We start from the raw sequence: 17,286 nt of genomic DNA on the forward strand, positions 1-17,286 counted from the left end.
CCGTCCGTCCATGACCACTTTCAGCGAAGTGAGCGTCGTTGTCTCAGCCACCCTTGCGGCGGGCGGCCCTGCCGCAGCCCGCCCCGGCCGCCGGTTCGGCCACCGTCACCGTGTTCGCCTCCCCCACGAGCTGGATCGAGTCCGACGCCCTCGCGCAGTGTCACCAGGTGGCCGCCCTCGACGGCATGATCCACGTCGCCGCCATGCCGGACCTGCACCCCGGCAAGGGCGCCCCCATCGGCGCCGCCATGGCGTCGACCGTGTTGTACCCGTTCCTGGTGGGCTCCGACATCGGTTGCGGCATCGCCGTGTTCCCCCTCAGGCTCAAGCGGGCCGTGCCCGAGCGGCTCGCCGCCCGGTTTCCCGACCTCGACCGCGCGTTGGACCCCGCGCAGGACGCCGACGACCCCGCCTGGGCCGTCATGACGGACGACGTTCCCGCCGGTCACGTCGAGGGACTCGGGACGGTCGGTCGGGGCAACCACTTCGTCGAGCTGGCCCGGATCGGCACCGTCTTCGAGCCGGGCCACGCGAGCCGGCTCGGGCTCGCCGCCGGTGACCTCGTGCTCGTCGTCCACAGCGGTTCCCGGGGGCTGGGCGAGCGGATCCTGCGTGCGCACACCGAGGTGCACGGCGCGGGCCCCGCCCCGGATCCCGCCGCCTACCTGGCGATGCACGACGACGCCGTACGGTGGGGCTCGCTCAACCGGCGGCTGATGGCCGCCCGGGTCGCCCACGCCCTGGGGACCGAGCCCACCGAGCCGATCGTCGACGAGTGCCACAACCTGGTCGAGATCCGTGACGGGGTCTACCTGCACCGCAAGGGGGCGGCGCCGGGCGACGGCCGCGACGTGCTCGTCGCCGGCACCCGAGGCACCCCTTCCTACCTGGTGGCCGCCCACTCCGGGCCGGGCGCCAACCACTCGGTGGCGCACGGCGCGGGCCGGAAGATGTCGCGCGCCGACGCCCTGCGCCGGGGCCGGGCCAAGCACACGGTCGAGGAGCTGCGCCGCACGCCGCTGGGGTCGCTGGTGGTGTGCGGCGACCGCCAGCTGCTCTTCGAGGAGGCACCGACGGCCTACAAGCGCATCGAGCAGGTGATCGCCGACCTCGTCGACCACGAACTGGCCACGCCCGTGGCCACCACGGTCCCCCTGGTCACCTACAAGACGCCCGACCTCGGGTCGACGCCCCCACGCGACCGCCGGGACCACCGCCGCAGGCGGGGCCGGCCGTGAGCGTCCACCTGCTCGTGTCGGCCGGACGCGGCCCGCAGGAGTGCGCCTGGGCGCTGGCCCGGCTGCTGCGCCGCCTGGAAGCCGACGCCGTCCGGCAGAGCCTGACGACCCATCGGACGCACACCGTGCCCGGTGACCGGCCCGGCACCTACCGGTCGGTCCTGGTCCGGATCTCCGGAGCCGGCGCCGAGACGTTCGCCGCCTCGTGGACCGGAACCCTGTGCTGGCAGGCCCCCAGCCCCTACCGGCCCGGCACCGGCCGGAAGAACTGGTACGTCATCGCCCGACCGTGCCAGGTCGACACCCCGCGCACGACGTTCGCGGAGGCGGATGTCGACATCGTCGGCTGCCGCACCGGCGGCCCCGGCGGTCAACACCGGAACAAGGCCAGCACGGCGGTACGGGCGACCCACCGCCCTTCGGGGATCGTCCTCGTGGTCGACACCGAGCGGCAGTTCAGCCTCAACCGCCGCATCGCCGTGCGGCTGCTGCGACAGCGCATCGAGCAGGGCGACGAGACGGCAGGACGCGCCGTCACCACCGCCCGCTGGCGCGTCCACGACGAGCTCGTCCGCGGCAACCCCACCCGCGTCGAACGCCCGGAGAGGTAGCGACAACACCCGGTCGCGCGGGTCGTCGACGTCACCCGGGTCCCGGCGGGCACGGCGGGCACGGCCCGGGATTGAGGGCGGGCACAACGGGTAGCCGGGGCACGACGGACGCACCCGCGGTGAGAGGGACGGCGCATGACGGACACCTTCCCGGCCATCGACGCGTACGCGTTCCTCTCCGACACACACTCGGCGGCGCTGGTCGGTCCGGACGGATCCGTCGACTGGTTCTGCGTGCCCCGTTTCGACGGGCCCAGCGTGTTCGGTCGGCTGCTGGACCGGGAGCGCGGCGGGGCCGCGCAGATCACGGTCGTGGGTGCCGGCGCCGCCCAACGCCGGTACGTCCAGGACACCCTCGTGCTGGAGAGCCGCTACCTCACCGACGAGGGCGCGGAGGTGCTGGTCCACGACTTCCTGGCGGTGCGTCAGGGCAGCCGCGACGAGGTGCCGATCGTGGCCGAGCGACGGCTGGTGCGCTGCGTACGGGTGGTCTCCGGCTACGCGATGGTGCGCTTCGTCGTGGACGCCCGACCCGACTACGGGCGCGGTCCGGGGCGCTGGAGGGCACAGGGAACCGGCCGGTGGCGGCTGCCCGAGTTGAGGCTGCTGACCAACGTGGCGTTCCGCCAGGAGGACGACCGGCTGCTGGCGGACGAACTCGTCGGCCCGGGTGAGTTGCGGACCTGTGTGTTCGGTTACGACGGCGCGACCGAGTCGGATCTCGAACCGGGCGACGGGGAGCGGATCTTCCGCCGCACGTGCGACACCTGGCGCGACTGGACCGCGCGGGCCGCCTACGACGGGCCCGGCCGGGAGCAGGTGCTGCGAAGCGCCCTGGTGCTGCGCGGGCTGTCCTTCGACCAGACCGGCGCCCTGCTGGCCGCGGCGACCACGTCGCTGCCCGAGAGCTTCGGCGGTGTCCGCAACTGGGACTACCGGTTCACCTGGCCCCGGGACGCGGCGCTCGTGGTGCTCGCCCTGTTCCGCCTCCGGCACGCCCAGGAGGGGGGCCGATTCCTGCGTTTCCTGCTCGACGCGGCGGCCGACGACCCGTACCTGCCGGCGATGTTCGGCATCGACGACGTCCGGCGACCCGAGACGAGGCTGCCGCACCTGCGCGGGTACCGGGACTCCCGGCCGGTGCGCGTCGGCAACGAGGCGTTCGACCAGTTCCAGCTCGACGTGTACGGCCACCTCCTCGACGCCGCCCTGACCTACCACGAGCTGAGCGGGGGGCTCCCGCCGGAGGGCTGGGAGCGGCTGCGGCACTGGGTCGAGGACGCCCTGGGACGCTGGCGCGAGCCCGACCACGGCGTGTGGGAGATCCGCAACGTGCCCCGGCACTACGTCAACTCCAAGGTGATGGCCTGGGTCTGCCTCGACCGGGCGATCCGGCTCGCCGAGCACTTCGACGACGACCGTGACCTCGCCCGCTGGCGCGCCGAGCGGGACGAGGTCCACCGTCAGGTGATCGATCGCGGCTACGACGAGCGGCTGGGCTGCTTCGTGCAGGCGTACGACTCCACCGCCCTGGACGCCGCGGTGCTGCGTCTTCCGCTGGTCGGTTTCCTGCCGCCCGAGGACCCGCGGATCCGCTCCACCATCGACGTCATCCACCGCCGGCTCGGCGACGGCGTGGCGCTGGTCCACCGGTACGACACCCGCGAGGTCGACGACGGCCTGCCCGGGAGCGAGCCGGGCTTCCTGCTCACCTCGTTCGAGATGGTCTCCTGCCTGGCGTTGACCGGCCGGCGGCGGGAGGCGCAGCAGGCCTTCGACTGGCTCTGCGCGCGGGCCGGCGACCTCGGACTGTACGCGGAGGAGATGGCCGGTGACGGGACGGCGACCGGCAACTACCCCCAGGCGTTCACCCATCTCGCGCTGATCGAGGCGGCGCTGCACCTCGACGCGACCGGGCGCGAGGACACGCTCCAGAAGTGGGCCCGGGTGCCCGAGGCGTGAGCGGATCGCGGCGCCGGCCGGGAGTGCGTCGTCCACGAGGACCTGGCCCTGGCCGGCCACCGGACGCGGGCGGCCGGCCGGGGAGGGTCAGGTTCCGTAGACCTCGACCTCGTAGAGCCGGGCGGCGGTGTCGGTGGTCTGGGTGGCGGTGCGGACGTTCACCCGCACGTACCGGGCGTCGGCCGAGACCTGGTGACTGGTGATGTCGGCGGTGTTGCCCCTGACCTGTGCCACGGTCGTCCAGGTCGCGCCGTCGGTGGACAGTTGCAGGTCGAAGTCCCGGGTGTTCCACGCGCGGTCCTCGCCGCCGGCGCCGGCGTGGTGGACGACGATCGACTGGACGCGGTGGCCCGCGCCGAGATCGACCCGCAGGGACCTGGTGCCGCCGTTGGCGCACCACTTGTCGGAGCCGCCGCCCGAGGTGCTGCCGTTGACGGCCTTCTCGGGCCCCTCGCTCGCGGCGCACTGGGCATCCGTGGTGGCCGGGCGGTTCAGCGCGAGGTTGGCCTGGTTGTTCGTGCCGTACACCTCGAACTCGTCGATCCGGGCCGCGTTGTTGCCGTTGTTGGTGGGGCTGGTGATGGTCAGCCGGACGAAGCGGGCCGGCGCCGCGAGGATCGGGTGGTGTGTCCGGCTCGCCCGGTTGCCGGACACCGTGGCGCGGGTCGTCCAGGTGCTGCCGTCGGTGCTGGTCTGGATCGTGAAGTCACCGGTGTTCCAGCCGGTGGTCTCACCGCCGAGCCCGGCGTGCTTGACCACGAAGGAGCGGATCGTCTGGTTCGATCCCAGGTCGACCTGGAGGAACTTGGTGCCGGTGGCGAGGGAGCACCACTTGCTGGCGCCGCCGAGTCTGCTGTCGAACGCCTTCTCGGGGCCCTCGGTGGCGTTGCACGCGGCCGAGCCGGTGGCCGGCCTCCCGGCGGCCAGGTTGGGGCCCAGTTCGGCGGCGGCGGCCGGCGGGGTGGCCCCGTCGTCGAACGACGGCGGCGCGTCGGCGGGGTCGGTCCCCCACGACGAGGGCGAGGCGCCCATCGTGTACGACAGTGTCGCGCCACCGGCGAGGTCGCCGTAGCGCAGCCAGGTGCGCTGCGTCGCCGAGCCGTCCCGGGACAGGCTCTGCACGTACTGGTTGCCCTGCCCGGCGTTGGTGGCGTCGATCCGCAGGTCACCGGTGGGCCGGTCGACCAGGATCGACGGGAAGACCGGGCCGTGCAGGGCCAGGGTGTCCGCGCCGGGCGTGGGCGGGTACATGCCGAGCGCGGACCAGACGTACCACGCCGAGGTGGCGCCCAGGTCGTCGTTGCCGGGCAGGCCGCCGGCGCCGGTGGTGAACGACTCGTTCATGATCCGCCGGACCGCCGCGCTGGTGCCGGCCGGCGCGGCGGCGAAGTGGTAGGCCCACGGCACGCCGTGCTCCGGTTCGTTGCCGATGTAGAAGTACGGCTGCGACTGGCCCCCGTTGGTCTGGGTGAAGTGGTGGTCGAGCCGCTGGATCGCGGTCTGCCGGCCGCCCATGAGGTTGATCAGGCCGCCGAGGTTGTAGGGGACCATCCAGGTGTACTGCGAGGCGTTGCCCTCGACGTAGTTCGACTGGCTGGCGGGGTCGAGCGGCCACGGCCAACTGTCGTCGGCGTTTCGCGGGTGGACGTAGCCGGACTCGGTGTTGAACACGTTGCGCCACCACTGGGCCCGGGCCATGTGGGTGTCGTACGTGGCCGTGTCCCCCAGGGCCCGCGCGAACTGGGCGACCGCGAAGTCGCTCGCGGAGTACTCCAGCGAGTCCGAGGGGTCGCCGTCGATGTAGTGGCGCTGCACGTAGCCGCCCTGCCGGCCGCGGATCGGGCTGCCCTGGGTGGTGCCGCCGGCGGAGCTCCTTTTCATCAACTCCAGCGCGGCGGCGGTGTCGAAGTCGCGGACACCGAACTGGTAGAGGCTGTCCACGATGATCGGGCCGGGGTCGCCGGTCATGACGAAGGCCTCGTTGGTGTTGTGCGACCACTTGGGCAGCAGGCCGCCCTGCTGCCCGTCGAGCACCATCGACTTGGCGATGTCGGCCGCCTCCGCAGGCGCTATGAACGCGATGAGCGCCGCCCAGGACCGGTAGACGTCCCAGCCGGAGTAGTTCTGGTAGACGGGGTGGCTGGCGGTGCGGATCACGTTGTCGAAGCCCCGGTACTGCCCACTGACGTCGTTGGACACGTTGGGGTTGATGAAGACGCGGTACAGCGCGGTGTAGAACTTCCGCAGGTCGGCGCCGGAGCCCCCGGTGACCTGCACCCGGTTGAGCACGCCGTTCCACTGCTCGTCGGCCCGCGCCCGCAGCGCGTCGAAGTCGAAGCCTGGCTGCTCGCTGACGAGGTTGGCCTGGGCCCCCGCCTGACTGACGAACGAGATGCCGACCCTGACCTGCACGACCGGGTTGCTGGACGTGTCGAAGGTCAGGTACCCGCCGGAGTTCGTGCCGCTGGTGCTGGTCGACCCGGCGCTGACCGTACCCCCCGACCAGGTGCCGACCCCGGACGGTGCGCGGTCGAACTCCATCCGGTAGAAGATCTGGTAGGTCTTCGAGCTGCCACAGAAGCCGCCGCCGGTGACGCTGCCCGTCACGGATGATCCACTGATGGTGATCGAGCCGTTCCGGTTGCCGGTGGCGCTGCGGCTGGTGTTGACCAGCACCCGGGCGGCGGCGGTCGACGGGTAGGTCAGCCGGAGGGCGACCGTGCGCGTGGTCGCCGTGGCCTCCACCCGGGTGTTGCCGTAGTTGCTGAGCACCGCCTGGTAGTAGCCGGGGCGGGCCTGCTCCTGGCTCTTGGTCTGGGTGGCCCGGTAGGACGTCCAGGACGTCCCGGGGGAGGCTCCGATGGCGCCGGTGATCGGCAGGATGCCGAGATCCTCGTTGTTGGCGCAGCCCGCCCCGTTGAAGTGGGTGAGGCTGAACTCCTCGATCTCGGTGTCGCTGTGCCGGTACCCGGAGGGTGAGGCGGTCGGCGTGTCCGGGCTGAGCTGCACCATCCCGAAGGGCTGCACCGGGCCGGGAATGGTGCTGCCACCGGCGCCGCCGCCCACCGGGTTGGGCGCGTTGCTGTCGTCGGTGCCGATGAACGGGTTGACGTACTGCGTGAGATCGGCCGCCGCGGCCTCGGCGGGTGGGGTGACGGCTACGACGACGAACGTGGCGGTGACGGCGGTGGCCAGCAGGCCGAGCCGGCGGGACGGGCCTGGTCGATGCATGCTCCGGATCCTCCCTGTGCGTGGGGTGGCGCCTTCGGTGACGACCTTTCCATCCATAGCTGTCGATTGTTTGTTCTAGGCTCCGAACTCTCGGCTGTCAATGACGCGGGGCGGCGCGCCCGTCCGCGTCGGGGGCTTGTCGCGCACGTGTCTCCGCCGTTAATTTAGATAGCCAACTATCAACTCCTGATGTGGCGAATTGTGCGCCAATCAGGGACTTGGGCCGAAGGACAACTCATGGGACAGCCCCGGGCGGGCGCCTCGCGGAGGCTCCCCTCCCCACCGTGGCCGGCACCGGCGACGCGGTGCTCGCGGTCCCCGGTGCGCGGGCCGTGGCCAGCGGCGACCGGGTCGACCGCCGGGTGGACCCACCGGTGCTCGGGCTCCGGCGCGAAGACAGCCGTGACCGTCCTCGGTGGCCCGCACACCGGCTGGCCGCTGGAGGTGCGCCATGGCGGATGACCCGACGGCGGGAGAGCACGGGTCACCCGCGCACCCGCGCGGTCACGGAACCGCGACGCGATCACCTGGCGGCCCCGAGGTCCACGCCCCGGCGGTCAGCGGGCGGCTGGTCCGGCCCGCCGTGCCGCAGCCCGAACAGACGGGTGCGTCCGAAGCCGGCCGAGCTTCCGGGCCGGGCCGCTCCGCCACGGTGACGAAACGACTGGCGAACCTGCTGGACGCGGACCGCGGCGGGCGGCCCGGCGGCAGCGGAGGCGAGCCGCCCCCGGCCGCTGATCGGACCGCGTGGTGGTGGTTGCGCCACGAGTGGACCCTGGCGGTGCTCGCCGGGCTGCTGCTGGCGGTGGTCCTCACCTGGCCCACGCTGCGCCACCCGTGGACCACGATCCCCGGCGACCTGGGCGACCCGACCCTACAGGCGTGGCAGGTCGCCTGGTCCGGGCACGCGCTGCTCACCGATCCCCTGGCGCTGTGGCACTCCAACACCTTCTTTCCGGAGCGGTACACGTACGCCTACAGCGACACGTTGCTCGGCTACGCCCCGGCGGGGCTGTTCGTCTCCGACCCGCAGGAGGCGGTGTTCCGGTACAACATCCTCTACGTCCTGTCGCACGCCCTCGCCTTCGTCGGAGCGTACGCGCTGGTCCGGCAGGTGGGCGCCCGCCGGATCGCGGCTGCCGTGGCGGCTGTCGCGTGGGCGTACGCCCCGTGGCGGCTGGCCCACAGCGGGCACCTGAACATCCTCTCCATCGGGGGCATCGCGTTGTGCCTGGCCATGCTGGCCCGGGGACATGGCTGGTCGTTGCGGGACGGGCACCAACCGCAGCGGCACCGCCCGGGCTGGGCGTTGGCCGGCTGGTTGGTCGCCGCCTGGCAGGTCAGCCTCGGCTTCGGCATCGGCCTGCCGCTGGTCTACTTCCTGCTCGCCGGGTGCGTGGTGGTCGCCGCCGCCGTCGGCTGGGTCCGGCTGAGGCGCGGCCGGTACCTGTTCGGCCGCCGGCTGCTGCTGGCCGATCTCGGCGGCGGCGCGGTCCTCGCCGCGACGTGTGTGTCGATCGGTTCGGTCTACCTGCGCGTCGTCGACCAGAACCCGCAGGCCGAGCGGGATCTCGCCTGGACCAGGTGGCTCTCGCCACCGCTGCGGGGATACGTCGTCGCGCCCGCGGACTCCTGGCTCTGGGGAACCCGGCACACCTACGCCCGGGCCCAGTTGTCCTGGGCGCCGGAGATGGCCCTGTTGCCCGGGGTGACGCTGATCGTCCTCGCCGCCCTGGGCCTGGCCTACTCCAGCTTCCGGCTCCGCCATCGGGTCCTGCTCGGCCTTGGCGTGCTGGTCAGCGGCGCACTCGGACTGGGCAGCAACCTGGGCGCCGACGGGGATCCGGGGTACCTGACCCTGTCGAGACTGCTCCCCGGCTGGGACGCGCTTCGCACCCCGGGGCGCATGATGATCTGGACGAGCCTCCTGCTGGCCATTCTCGCCGCCGGGGCGATCACCGCGATCGGCGACGACATGGCCCGGGCGGCTCGGGGAACGCCAGACGAGAGCGCCGACAACCCGAAGGTGGCACCGACCGTCCGGCCCGGGTGGCGCGTCGCACGGGTGGCCCTGGTGCTGCCCCTGGCCCTCGTGCTCGTCGAGGGCGTCAACCGCACCCCCCATCCCGAGGTGCCCAGAGCGCCGACCGCGCTGCGGTCGGCCTCCGCGCCGCTGCTGGTCCTGCCCAGCGACGGCCTGCTGGAGCTGAACATCATGCTGTGGTCCACCGACGGCTTCCCGCAGGTCGCCAACGGCCTCGCCGGCTTCGTGCCCACGAGCCAGCAGCGGACCCGGGAGATCACCGCGGCGTTCCCCGACCCGGCCAGCGTCGCGTACCTGCGGCAGGCCGGCATCCGGTCCGTCGTGGTCCTGCCCGACCGCCTCGCCGGGACCGCCTGGGACGGCGTCCCCAACCGACCGGTGGACGGACTGGGCATCACCCGCGAGGAGGTCGACGGAGCGTTGGTCTACCACCTCGACCCCTCGACCGGATGACAACTGGCCGCCCACACCACCGGACCGCCACGCGGATGAAGCAGTAGATCGGAGGACGCATGCGGTTGTCGATCGTGGTGCCCTGCTTCAACGAAGAATCGTCCCTGGAACCGCTCCACGAGGCGCTGACCGCCGCGACAACGGGACTCACCGACGATCTCGAGGTCGTCCTCGTCGACGACGGCAGCACCGACGGCACCCTGACCGTGATGCGCCGTCTCGCCGCCGCCGACTCCGCGGTCCGCTACACGTCGTTCAGCCGCAACTTCGGCAAGGAAGCCGCCATGCTCGCCGGGCTACGCCGCGCCACCGGCGACGCGGTCGTCGTTCTCGACGCCGACCTGCAACACCCCCCGCACCTCCTCCCCCGGATGATCGCCCTGTACCAGCAGGGATACGACCAGGTGATCGCCTGCCGGGACCGGCGCGGCGAGCACATGACCCGCAGGTACGCCACCCGCCTGTTCTACCGCACGGTGAACCGCCTGATCGACGTCCGCCTCCACGACGGCGCCGGTGACTTCCGGCTGCTCTCCCGACCCGCCGTGGACGCGATCCTCGCACTGCCCGAGTACAACCGGTTCTCCAAGGGCATCTTCTCCTGGATCGGCTTCAACACCTTCGTGCTGCCCTTCCCCAACGAGACACGGCAGGCCGGCGCCAGTAAGTGGAGCTTCGGCAAGCTGGTCAACTACGCCATCGACGGCGTGCTGTCCTTCAACAACAAGCCGCTGCGGCTCGCCATCTACGCCGGCCTGCTACAGACGCTGCTCGCCACCGGGTACGCGGCCTGGGTGATCGCGCACTCCATCATCGAGGGCATCGACATGCCCGGCTACACGACGATCATCACCGCGGTCGTCGGAATGAGCGGGATCCAGATGATGATCCTCGGTGTGATCGGCGAATACATCGGACGGATCTACTACGAGACCAAGCGCCGGCCGCACTTCCTCGTCAAGGAAACCGACAGAGGCGCCAGAGGCGAGAGCCGCAACCAGGACGAGACGGTCGACCTGACCGCCTCCGCGGCCTGACCCGGGGCCCGCCACCCGCCGAGGCCGTGCGGGGTGACGACCCTGGAGCGCAGGGCCCGCGAGTCAGGCGGTGGGCCGGTCGTTGGCCCGGGCACGGAGCGCGGCCGACCGCAGCCGGTACAGGCGCGTCGCGAGAATGATCTCGAACCGCGCCTCCTCGTCGTTCAGGTCGCGCCCGATCAGCTCGGTGATCCGCTCCAGCCGATAGCGCAGCGTGCTGACGTGCACATGCAGCTTGACGGATGTCTCCTGGTACTTCCCGCCGCACGACACGAACCGTTCGGCGGTGTCGAGGAGCTGGGTCCGGTGCTCGCGGTCGTACGCGAGCAGCCTGCCGATGATCTTGTCGATGAAGTCGTTGACGTCCGCCCGCGCTGCTCCGTCGCGCTGACCAAGCTGACCGCGATCGCCGCCGCGGTGGGCCTGCCGGAGCTGCTGCACACCGGCCGCTCGGTGATGGACCGCACGTACGACGTGCTGCCCGTGGTCGTCGCGCTGGCCGTCACCTATCTGATGCTCACCATCCCGTTGACCTTCCTGGTCAAGGCCGCAGAGGGTCAGTGGCGCAAGCGTACCGTCCGGCAGAGCATGCCCCTGTTCTCGTAGCTCGCCGGGCCTCGGCACGAAACGCTCCGCCCCAGTACCGGAAGCACTCGGCGATGCCCCGGGCCGGTCGCGGGTTCGGTCGGGGGCATCGCCGTGTCTGCCGGGGTCCGGAAACCCGGCTACGACTCTTGGATGTCTCGGTGCTGATCTCGACGCGATGCGCCCGGAACCGCCAGCCCTGCCTGCGCCGGTCCACCCGCCACCGGTCCGCGCGGTGTCGGCACGCCGGTCGGGCCGACCGGTGCCACGGCGTCGTCGCGGCCGACCCGGAAGGCAAGGCGATCCAGGTAGCGGGTCTGCAACACGACGAAGGCGACCAGGAAGAGCAGCAGGATCAGGACCGGCAGCACCGAACCGAGGCCGGCACCGTCAGCCCTGGGACCGAACCGGTTGGCCCGGAACTGCGCTGCCAGGGGAGCGGTGAAGTTCTCCGGATCGCCGCTGACGATCGACGGCCAGAGCAACTGTTGCGCCTGGATCAACCAGGTCAGCAGCCCGATCAGCACCAGCATCGGCAGCGCCGGCAACACCAGGGTACGAACCACCGTGCCCCCGCTGTGCTGCCCGCGCGCCTGCTGGCCCCGGAACAGCAGGGTGAACGCCACCAGCGCGGGGATCGACACCCAGCCGGGCGGGATCAGGCCGAGGAAGGTGTTCACCTGGCCCAGCTCACGGGCCCGGAAGAAGCCTTCGATGGCCAGCGGGCCGGTGCCGACGAACAGCCACGGCGCGAACGGCAGCAGCAACAGCTCACTCCAGCGACCCAGCGGACGCAACGCCCCGATGCCGAAACCCGCCACTGCGGCCAGCCCGACCGACACGGTGGCACCGATCAGCGTCGGCAGCCAGGTGTTGGCCAGTACGGTGGCGAGGCTGACGCCGCCGCGCGCCTCGGGCACCCCTTCGAAGCCGTGCCGCAACCAGGGCGCCAGCGCCCAGCCGACGACCGCGACGAAGACGACCAGCGCCACCACGACCAACCCGGTGGCCAGCGGATCGCCCCCGGTCGGGGCGGTTGGCCACCGCCCCTCGACCTCGATGCGTGCCCGGGTGGCCAGCAGCAACCCGACCGCCACCAGCCCCAGCACCCCCAGGACAGCGAGCAGCAGCACCGATCCGGCGGCGCCCACCCCGAACCGCAGCTGCCCGAAACTCGACTGGAACACGCCAACCAGTGGTGCGCCACGCCCCTGCACCGGGGTCAGTGCGCCCACGGTGTAGCTCTGCAACGCCACCGCGATCACGCCCAGGGCGAGCAGACCTCCCACGGTGAGCAGCGCGGGCAACGGGCTGCGGCCGGAGGACCGGTTGCGCAGCGCCGCCAGGTACGCGGTGGCCGCCACCGCGACGACCAGACCGAAGCTGGTGACCGCCACCATCATGATCACAGCGCCCCGGGACTGGGCTCCGCCGTCCACGCGGTGCAGCCGCCAGCCGAGATACACCGCCGCCGGCGCGTGCCCGGCCAGCGGCAACGCGAGAACACCCCGGGTGGCCAGCCGGGCAACCCGGCCCGCCCGGTCGGCCAGCACCGCCAGCAGCGGGGCGATCAGCACCGCGAGGAGCAGTGGCACCACCGCGAGCAGCACCACGAACGTGACCGACTCGACGAAACCGGCCTCGTACAGCGCGCGGTAGTTGTCCAAGCCGACGCTCTCGCCAGCCCCAGGTCACCGCCACGACCCAGGTCGCGCACCCTCGGCCCGGCGCTGAAGCTGCGGCGCAGGGTGGTCACGGTGGGCAGCAGGTACGACCAGATCAGGGCGATCAGTGCCGGCGCCGTGAGCGCCAGCCCGACGCCCACGACGGCTGTCCGGTCAGGACGTCGCGGCGGCACGGGCCCGTCTGCGGCGGCGGGCGACTGCCCAGCGTCAACCATGGGAATCCTCATCAGTCGATGGGTTCGGCATTCGACACCCGGCAGCCTAAACCCGGGCCGGCGATCCGCACGCCCCCTACTCAGCCTGCTTGCGCAAACAGCGGGTGCGGCTCGTCGGTCGATACCGGGAGAGCGTGGACAACGTCCGCACAGGACGCGGGCCGGCCCGCGCGCTCAGGCCGGTGGAAGCCCGGTCACCTGACAGCAACCGTGCGCCGGCATCGCGGACCTCCTCCTGCCCAGGCCGTGACTCCGCTACTGTCCGGCTCACGTCCGGGGACCCGGCCGGCCACCCGCGGCTCGCACCGCGCCCGCAGCGGCAGGTCGGTCAGACGCCGCGGGGCCGACCGGCGGACCGGCGCGACAGCGAACTCGGCGCGTCGACACCCGCGTTCTCACTGACGCTGATCCCGAGCCGCTCGACCAGTTCACCGCCGAGCCACCCGGTCAGCCCGACCAGGACTACGCCCACGAAGCTACAGGTCAGGGCAAGGGCGCTCGGGTCCCAGTTGTCCGCGGAGAGCCGCAGCAACCAGCTCGCGGCGAACAGCAGCACGACCACGACGTTGCCGATACCGTGCACCGCGCCGACCCGCTTGGCGCGCGTGCCGGCGGGGATGGCCAGCCAGTCGATCAGACCGAACACCGCGGCGACGAGGCCGCCGATGATGCCGACCCCCATCGTGTACGCCGCGGAGATCTGAAAGCCCGACCGGTCGGTGATCAGGTACAGGATGTCGAAGATCACCGAGGTGGCGAACAGTCCGAGCGGAAACACGATCAGGATCGGGTGGACCCCATGGCCCATCGCCTTGGCTCGGCTCTCCATGACACGTCTCCCTGTCTCCCCCCAGGCAATTCGGCGGATTCCCCGTTTCGGCGTTGTCACACGTCCCTTGGTGAGAAGCCGGCCGGATGCGGGATGGCTGACCGCCGGTCAGGACTGGTGGCGGCGGGTGGACCTGGCCTGCACCGTGGGGCGGCGGACAACCGCGATCCGGTCGCCTCGGGCGCGGACCGTGGTCCGGCCGCCGCGCCGGCGCCGGACGACCAGGTCGACGGTCGCGCCACCGACCTGCACGCCCTCCAGCCTGAGGTCCGGCAACCACTCGGGCAGGTGCGGATCCACGAAGATCGTCCGCAGCGGTGCCGCCGGACGCAGCGCGAGCAGCGCCTGGACCAACGCGACGATCGAGCTGGCCGACCAGGCTTGCGGGGAACAGGAGTTCGGGTAGACGCCGGGGTGCGGGTGCTGTTCGTCGCGCGGCAGACCGCTCAGCACCTCGGGCAGGCGGTGCTCCTCGAAGATCGCCGCCGCGGCGAACATCCCCTCGGCCACCCGGTGCAGGTGCTCCCAGCAGCCGTACCGGGCCAGGCCGAGCCCGATCGTGCCCGCCTCCACCGGCCAGACGCTGCCCCGGTGGTAGCTGAAGGGGTTGTATGCCGGATGCGCGGCGGAGAGGGTACGCACACCCCAGCCGCTGAACATGTCCGGCGCGAGCAGCCGGCGGGCCACCGCGGGGGCGACGCGGGGCGGCACGATCCCGGTGGTGAGCAGGTGGCCGTCGTTGGAGTTGACCGACCGGACCGGCCGCTTGTCCGGCCCGAGCGCCATCGCGTAACAGCCGAGGTCGGGAAGCCAGTAGGCCCGGTGGAAACGGCGGCGCAACCGGTGGGCCCGGGCAACGAGGACCGCACCCGCGGCGGGGTGGCCGGTCGCGGTGAGCACCACGGCGGCGTGCCGCAGCGCGGCGTACCAGTACGCCTGCAACTCGCTGGTCGCGATCGGGTTCGGCACGATCGTCCCGTGCTCGTCGACGATGGCCGAGTCCGAGTCCTTCCACCCCTGGTTCTTCAGGCCCGTCCGAGAGCGGCAGCGGTACTCGAGGAAGCCGTCCCCGTCGAGATCGCCGTACCGGTCGATCCAGTCCAGGGCGCGGCGCGCCGTCGGCAGCAGTTCCCGCAGGATGTCCAGGTCTCCGGTCCAGGCGAAGTACTGGCCCAGGAAAACCAGGAAGTCCGGCGCGGTCGACCAGTCGCCGTAGTAGCTGGTGTACGGGTCGAGGCCGAGCACGGACACCGGGCCCCGGCGGGCCTCGTGCAGCGGCTTGCCGGGTTCCTCGTCCCGCCAGTCGTCGATGCGCCGCCCGAGGTGGTGGGCGATCAGGCGGAGGCTGTCGGCCAGCATGGTCGGCCCGGCGAGCAGGGCCTGCCACGACGCGGTCATCGTGTCGCGGCCGAAGATCTCCTGATAGATGGGCAGTCCCGCCATCGGCGCCGTGGGCCCGGACGGTTCACCGAGCGGCAGCAGGGCCAGGTCGTCCACGGCGCACCGCCAGGCCGCCGCGACGTCGAAGTTGGTGCTGCCCAGCCGGGTGAGTTCGCGGGTCAGCCGGGCCCGGGCGCCGGCCGCGGCGTCGCCGGGCTCCGTGAAGCTCGCCGGGGGCGCGGGCAGACGCTCCCCGTCGAAGACCGGCTCGACGGTGAGGTCCACCCGGCTGCTTGCGCCCGGCGGCAGGGCGAACCCGATCGTCAGCGCGCCGTCCGCGTACCGCACGGGCGCATCGGCCCGTACCCGGATCAGGACCGCGCGGTCGAGGTCGTCGCGCAGGTAGGTCAGGCACAGTTCCTGCTCCCCGGCGTCCCAGCTCGCACCGACGGCACCGCACTGCACGCGGCGGCCACGCTCGGCCTCGCCGGTGTCGGCGAAGTCGGCGGCGAGGCGGATCCCCAACCGGAGAGTCAACAACTGCTGGGCGAAGCTGACCACGGTGTGCCGAATCCGCAGCCCTTCGCCGACGAAGCGTTCGGTCACCAGGTAGGCGGCACGGGAGGGTAGGGTCTCGCCGTCGCTGATCTCGGCGTACGAGAGTTGGGCATGTCCCTGGACGTTCGCCGTGCTGAACGGCACCGGCTCGCGGCCGTTCACCGCCACCTGCTCGACGCTGAGCACGCGGGTGTTGCGGGCGAAGAAGCCCTGTGGGTCGGCACCGGTGATCCGGCCGCGCACGTCCGTGACCAGCGTGCTCCACCCGCTCGCCACGTAGAGCAGATCCGGCCGGACGCGGAGGTTGCGGACCCGGCTCATCGACCGGGCGACCGTCGACGCGACGGCGCGTCGCGGTGCCCGGACCGGACGGGCCGGGCAGGCGATGCGTTCGGCACTGGCAGCGGCACGGTGCACCCCCGAGCTGCGGACAACCCGAGCGCACGGGTGGCGGCGGGCACGAACCCCGTACCCCTCTCTGTCGCCGGTACACCTCCCGTTCCACCCTGTCCCGCCTCGGTACCGAACGGCCGTCCGCCCCCGCTCCCCGACCGAAGTGGCAGGCAGGGTGACCGCGCCCGTCAAAAGCCTTCGTTTGATCTAATCCGGTCTCCGGAGCGGCTCCACCGCGCCGGTCCCTCAAGGATCAAGGAGAACTAATCATGGCTGTCTCGCAGCGCGTCGCAATCGTCACCGGCGGTTCTCGGGGCATCGGCCGACAGATCGTGAAACGGTTGGCGACGGCCGGATACGCGGTCGCGCTGAACTACGCCACCAGCAAGGTCGAGGCGGAGCAGGCCGTGGCCGAGGTCATCGCCGCTGGCGGAAACGCCGTCGCGGTGCAGGCCGACGTCGCCGACGAGTTCGCGGTCGCCGACCTCTTCGACACCACCGAGCGAACATACGGCGGGATCGACGTCGTCGTGCACTCGGCCGGGATCGCGGTCCACTCCCCCGTGGCCGAGCTGGACCTCGCCGACCTGGACCGGGTGCACCGCACCAACGTCCGCGGCACCTTCGTGGTGGACCAGCAGGCGGCCCGCCGGGTCCGGCCCGGAGGCGCGATCATCAACATCTCCAGCACGACGCCCCGGCTGTCCCTGCCCGGCTACGCCGCCTACGCCGCGAGCAAGGCCGCGATGGACTCGATCACCCTGATCCTGGCCCGGGAGCTACGGGGACGCGACATCACCGTGAACGCTGTCGCGCCCGGCGCCACCGCCACCGCGCTCTTCCTTGAGGGCAAGGATGAACAGATGATCGCCCGGATGGCGGCGATGTCGCCGATGAACCGGCTCGGCGACCCGACCGAAACCGCCGACGTGGTGGCCTTCCTCGCCGGCCCGGCCCGCTGGATCAACGGCCAGGTGCTGTACGTCAACGGTGGCGCCGCCTGACAGTGACAGTGCCGCCCGCGTCGGTTCGGAGCTCCGGCCCAGGCCGGAGCTCCGAACGTCG

Annotated in this window: 12 protein-coding genes; 7 read left to right on the plus strand and 5 right to left on the minus strand. The window is 72.0% G+C overall.

Annotated features, from left to right (window positions below; translation table 11 throughout):
* The first annotated feature begins 38 nt into the window (after nucleotides 1-38).
* The 3 genes from C5N14_RS08680 to C5N14_RS08690 all read left to right on the plus strand — a co-directional run bounded on the left by C5N14_RS08680 (nucleotide 39) and on the right by C5N14_RS08690 (nucleotide 3,811).
* Nucleotides 39-1,238 carry an RNA ligase RtcB family protein gene (locus C5N14_RS08680; RefSeq protein ID WP_371685813.1) on the plus strand — a complete coding sequence of 400 codons (1,200 nt, stop codon included), beginning with the start codon at nucleotides 39-41 and terminating at the stop codon, nucleotides 1,236-1,238.
* Nucleotides 1,235-1,849, plus strand: a complete 615-nt coding sequence (gene prfH / locus C5N14_RS08685) for a peptide chain release factor H (protein ID WP_117667307.1) — start codon at nucleotides 1,235-1,237, stop codon at nucleotides 1,847-1,849. Before C5N14_RS08680 ends, prfH begins: the two co-directional genes overlap by 4 nt.
* 135 nt (nucleotides 1,850-1,984) lie before the next feature.
* Nucleotides 1,985-3,811 (plus strand): glycoside hydrolase family 15 protein, encoded by a 1,827-nt coding sequence (locus C5N14_RS08690; protein WP_117667309.1) that lies wholly within the window; start codon nucleotides 1,985-1,987, stop codon nucleotides 3,809-3,811.
* Nucleotides 3,812-3,898: 87 nt separating this feature from the next.
* Here C5N14_RS08690 and C5N14_RS08695 read toward each other — a convergent pair whose 3' ends face one another.
* Nucleotides 3,899-7,042, minus strand: a complete 3,144-nt coding sequence (locus tag C5N14_RS08695; protein ID WP_117667311.1) for a GH92 family glycosyl hydrolase — start codon at nucleotides 7,040-7,042, stop codon at nucleotides 3,899-3,901.
* Nucleotides 7,043-7,493: 451 nt separating this feature from the next.
* Between C5N14_RS08695 and C5N14_RS08700 the strand changes: the two genes are divergently transcribed.
* Both C5N14_RS08700 and C5N14_RS08705 read left to right on the plus strand, forming a co-directional pair.
* Nucleotides 7,494-9,539, plus strand: a complete 2,046-nt coding sequence (locus tag C5N14_RS08700; protein WP_371685814.1) for a hypothetical protein — start codon at nucleotides 7,494-7,496, stop codon at nucleotides 9,537-9,539.
* A gap of 59 nt (nucleotides 9,540-9,598) precedes the next feature.
* Nucleotides 9,599-10,576, plus strand: coding sequence for a glycosyltransferase family 2 protein (locus tag C5N14_RS08705; protein WP_117667313.1), 978 nt, complete (start codon nucleotides 9,599-9,601; stop codon nucleotides 10,574-10,576).
* Nucleotides 10,577-10,639: 63 nt separating this feature from the next.
* Here C5N14_RS08705 and C5N14_RS32040 read toward each other — a convergent pair whose 3' ends face one another.
* Complete coding sequence (locus C5N14_RS32040; RefSeq protein ID WP_165878054.1) at nucleotides 10,640-11,017, minus strand: CdaR family transcriptional regulator; 378 nt, start codon at nucleotides 11,015-11,017, stop codon at nucleotides 10,640-10,642.
* Between C5N14_RS32040 and C5N14_RS32045 the strand changes: the two genes are divergently transcribed.
* A complete protein-coding gene (locus C5N14_RS32045) occupies nucleotides 10,994-11,182 on the plus strand; it encodes a hypothetical protein (RefSeq protein WP_165878055.1) in 189 nt (62 codons plus the stop codon). The two genes, C5N14_RS32040 and C5N14_RS32045, sit on opposite strands and share 24 nt — an antisense overlap.
* A 119-nt stretch (nucleotides 11,183-11,301) precedes the next feature.
* Here C5N14_RS32045 and C5N14_RS08715 read toward each other — a convergent pair whose 3' ends face one another.
* The 3 genes from C5N14_RS08715 to C5N14_RS08725 all read right to left on the minus strand — a co-directional run bounded on the left by C5N14_RS08715 (nucleotide 11,302) and on the right by C5N14_RS08725 (nucleotide 16,149).
* A complete protein-coding gene (locus tag C5N14_RS08715; protein WP_117667318.1) occupies nucleotides 11,302-12,828 on the minus strand; it encodes a sugar ABC transporter permease in 1,527 nt (508 codons plus the stop codon).
* Nucleotides 12,829-13,389: 561 nt separating this feature from the next.
* The gene (locus tag C5N14_RS08720; protein WP_117667320.1) at nucleotides 13,390-13,890 is read right to left on the minus strand and encodes a DUF2231 domain-containing protein; all 501 of its coding nucleotides are present in this window, start codon (nucleotides 13,888-13,890) and stop codon (nucleotides 13,390-13,392) included.
* A gap of 108 nt (nucleotides 13,891-13,998) precedes the next feature.
* Nucleotides 13,999-16,149 (minus strand): glycogen debranching N-terminal domain-containing protein, encoded by a 2,151-nt coding sequence (locus C5N14_RS08725; RefSeq protein WP_117667322.1) that lies wholly within the window; start codon nucleotides 16,147-16,149, stop codon nucleotides 13,999-14,001.
* 341 nt (nucleotides 16,150-16,490) lie between these two features.
* Here C5N14_RS08725 and C5N14_RS08730 point away from each other — a divergent pair, with 341 nt between their 5' ends.
* The gene (locus tag C5N14_RS08730; protein ID WP_117667324.1) at nucleotides 16,491-17,225 is read left to right on the plus strand and encodes an SDR family oxidoreductase; all 735 of its coding nucleotides are present in this window, start codon (nucleotides 16,491-16,493) and stop codon (nucleotides 17,223-17,225) included.
* The last annotated feature ends 61 nt before the right edge of the window (nucleotides 17,226-17,286 follow it).

It is taken from the genome of Micromonospora sp. MW-13 (assembly GCF_003434305.1).
Lineage (GTDB): Bacteria > Actinomycetota > Actinomycetes > Mycobacteriales > Micromonosporaceae > Micromonospora.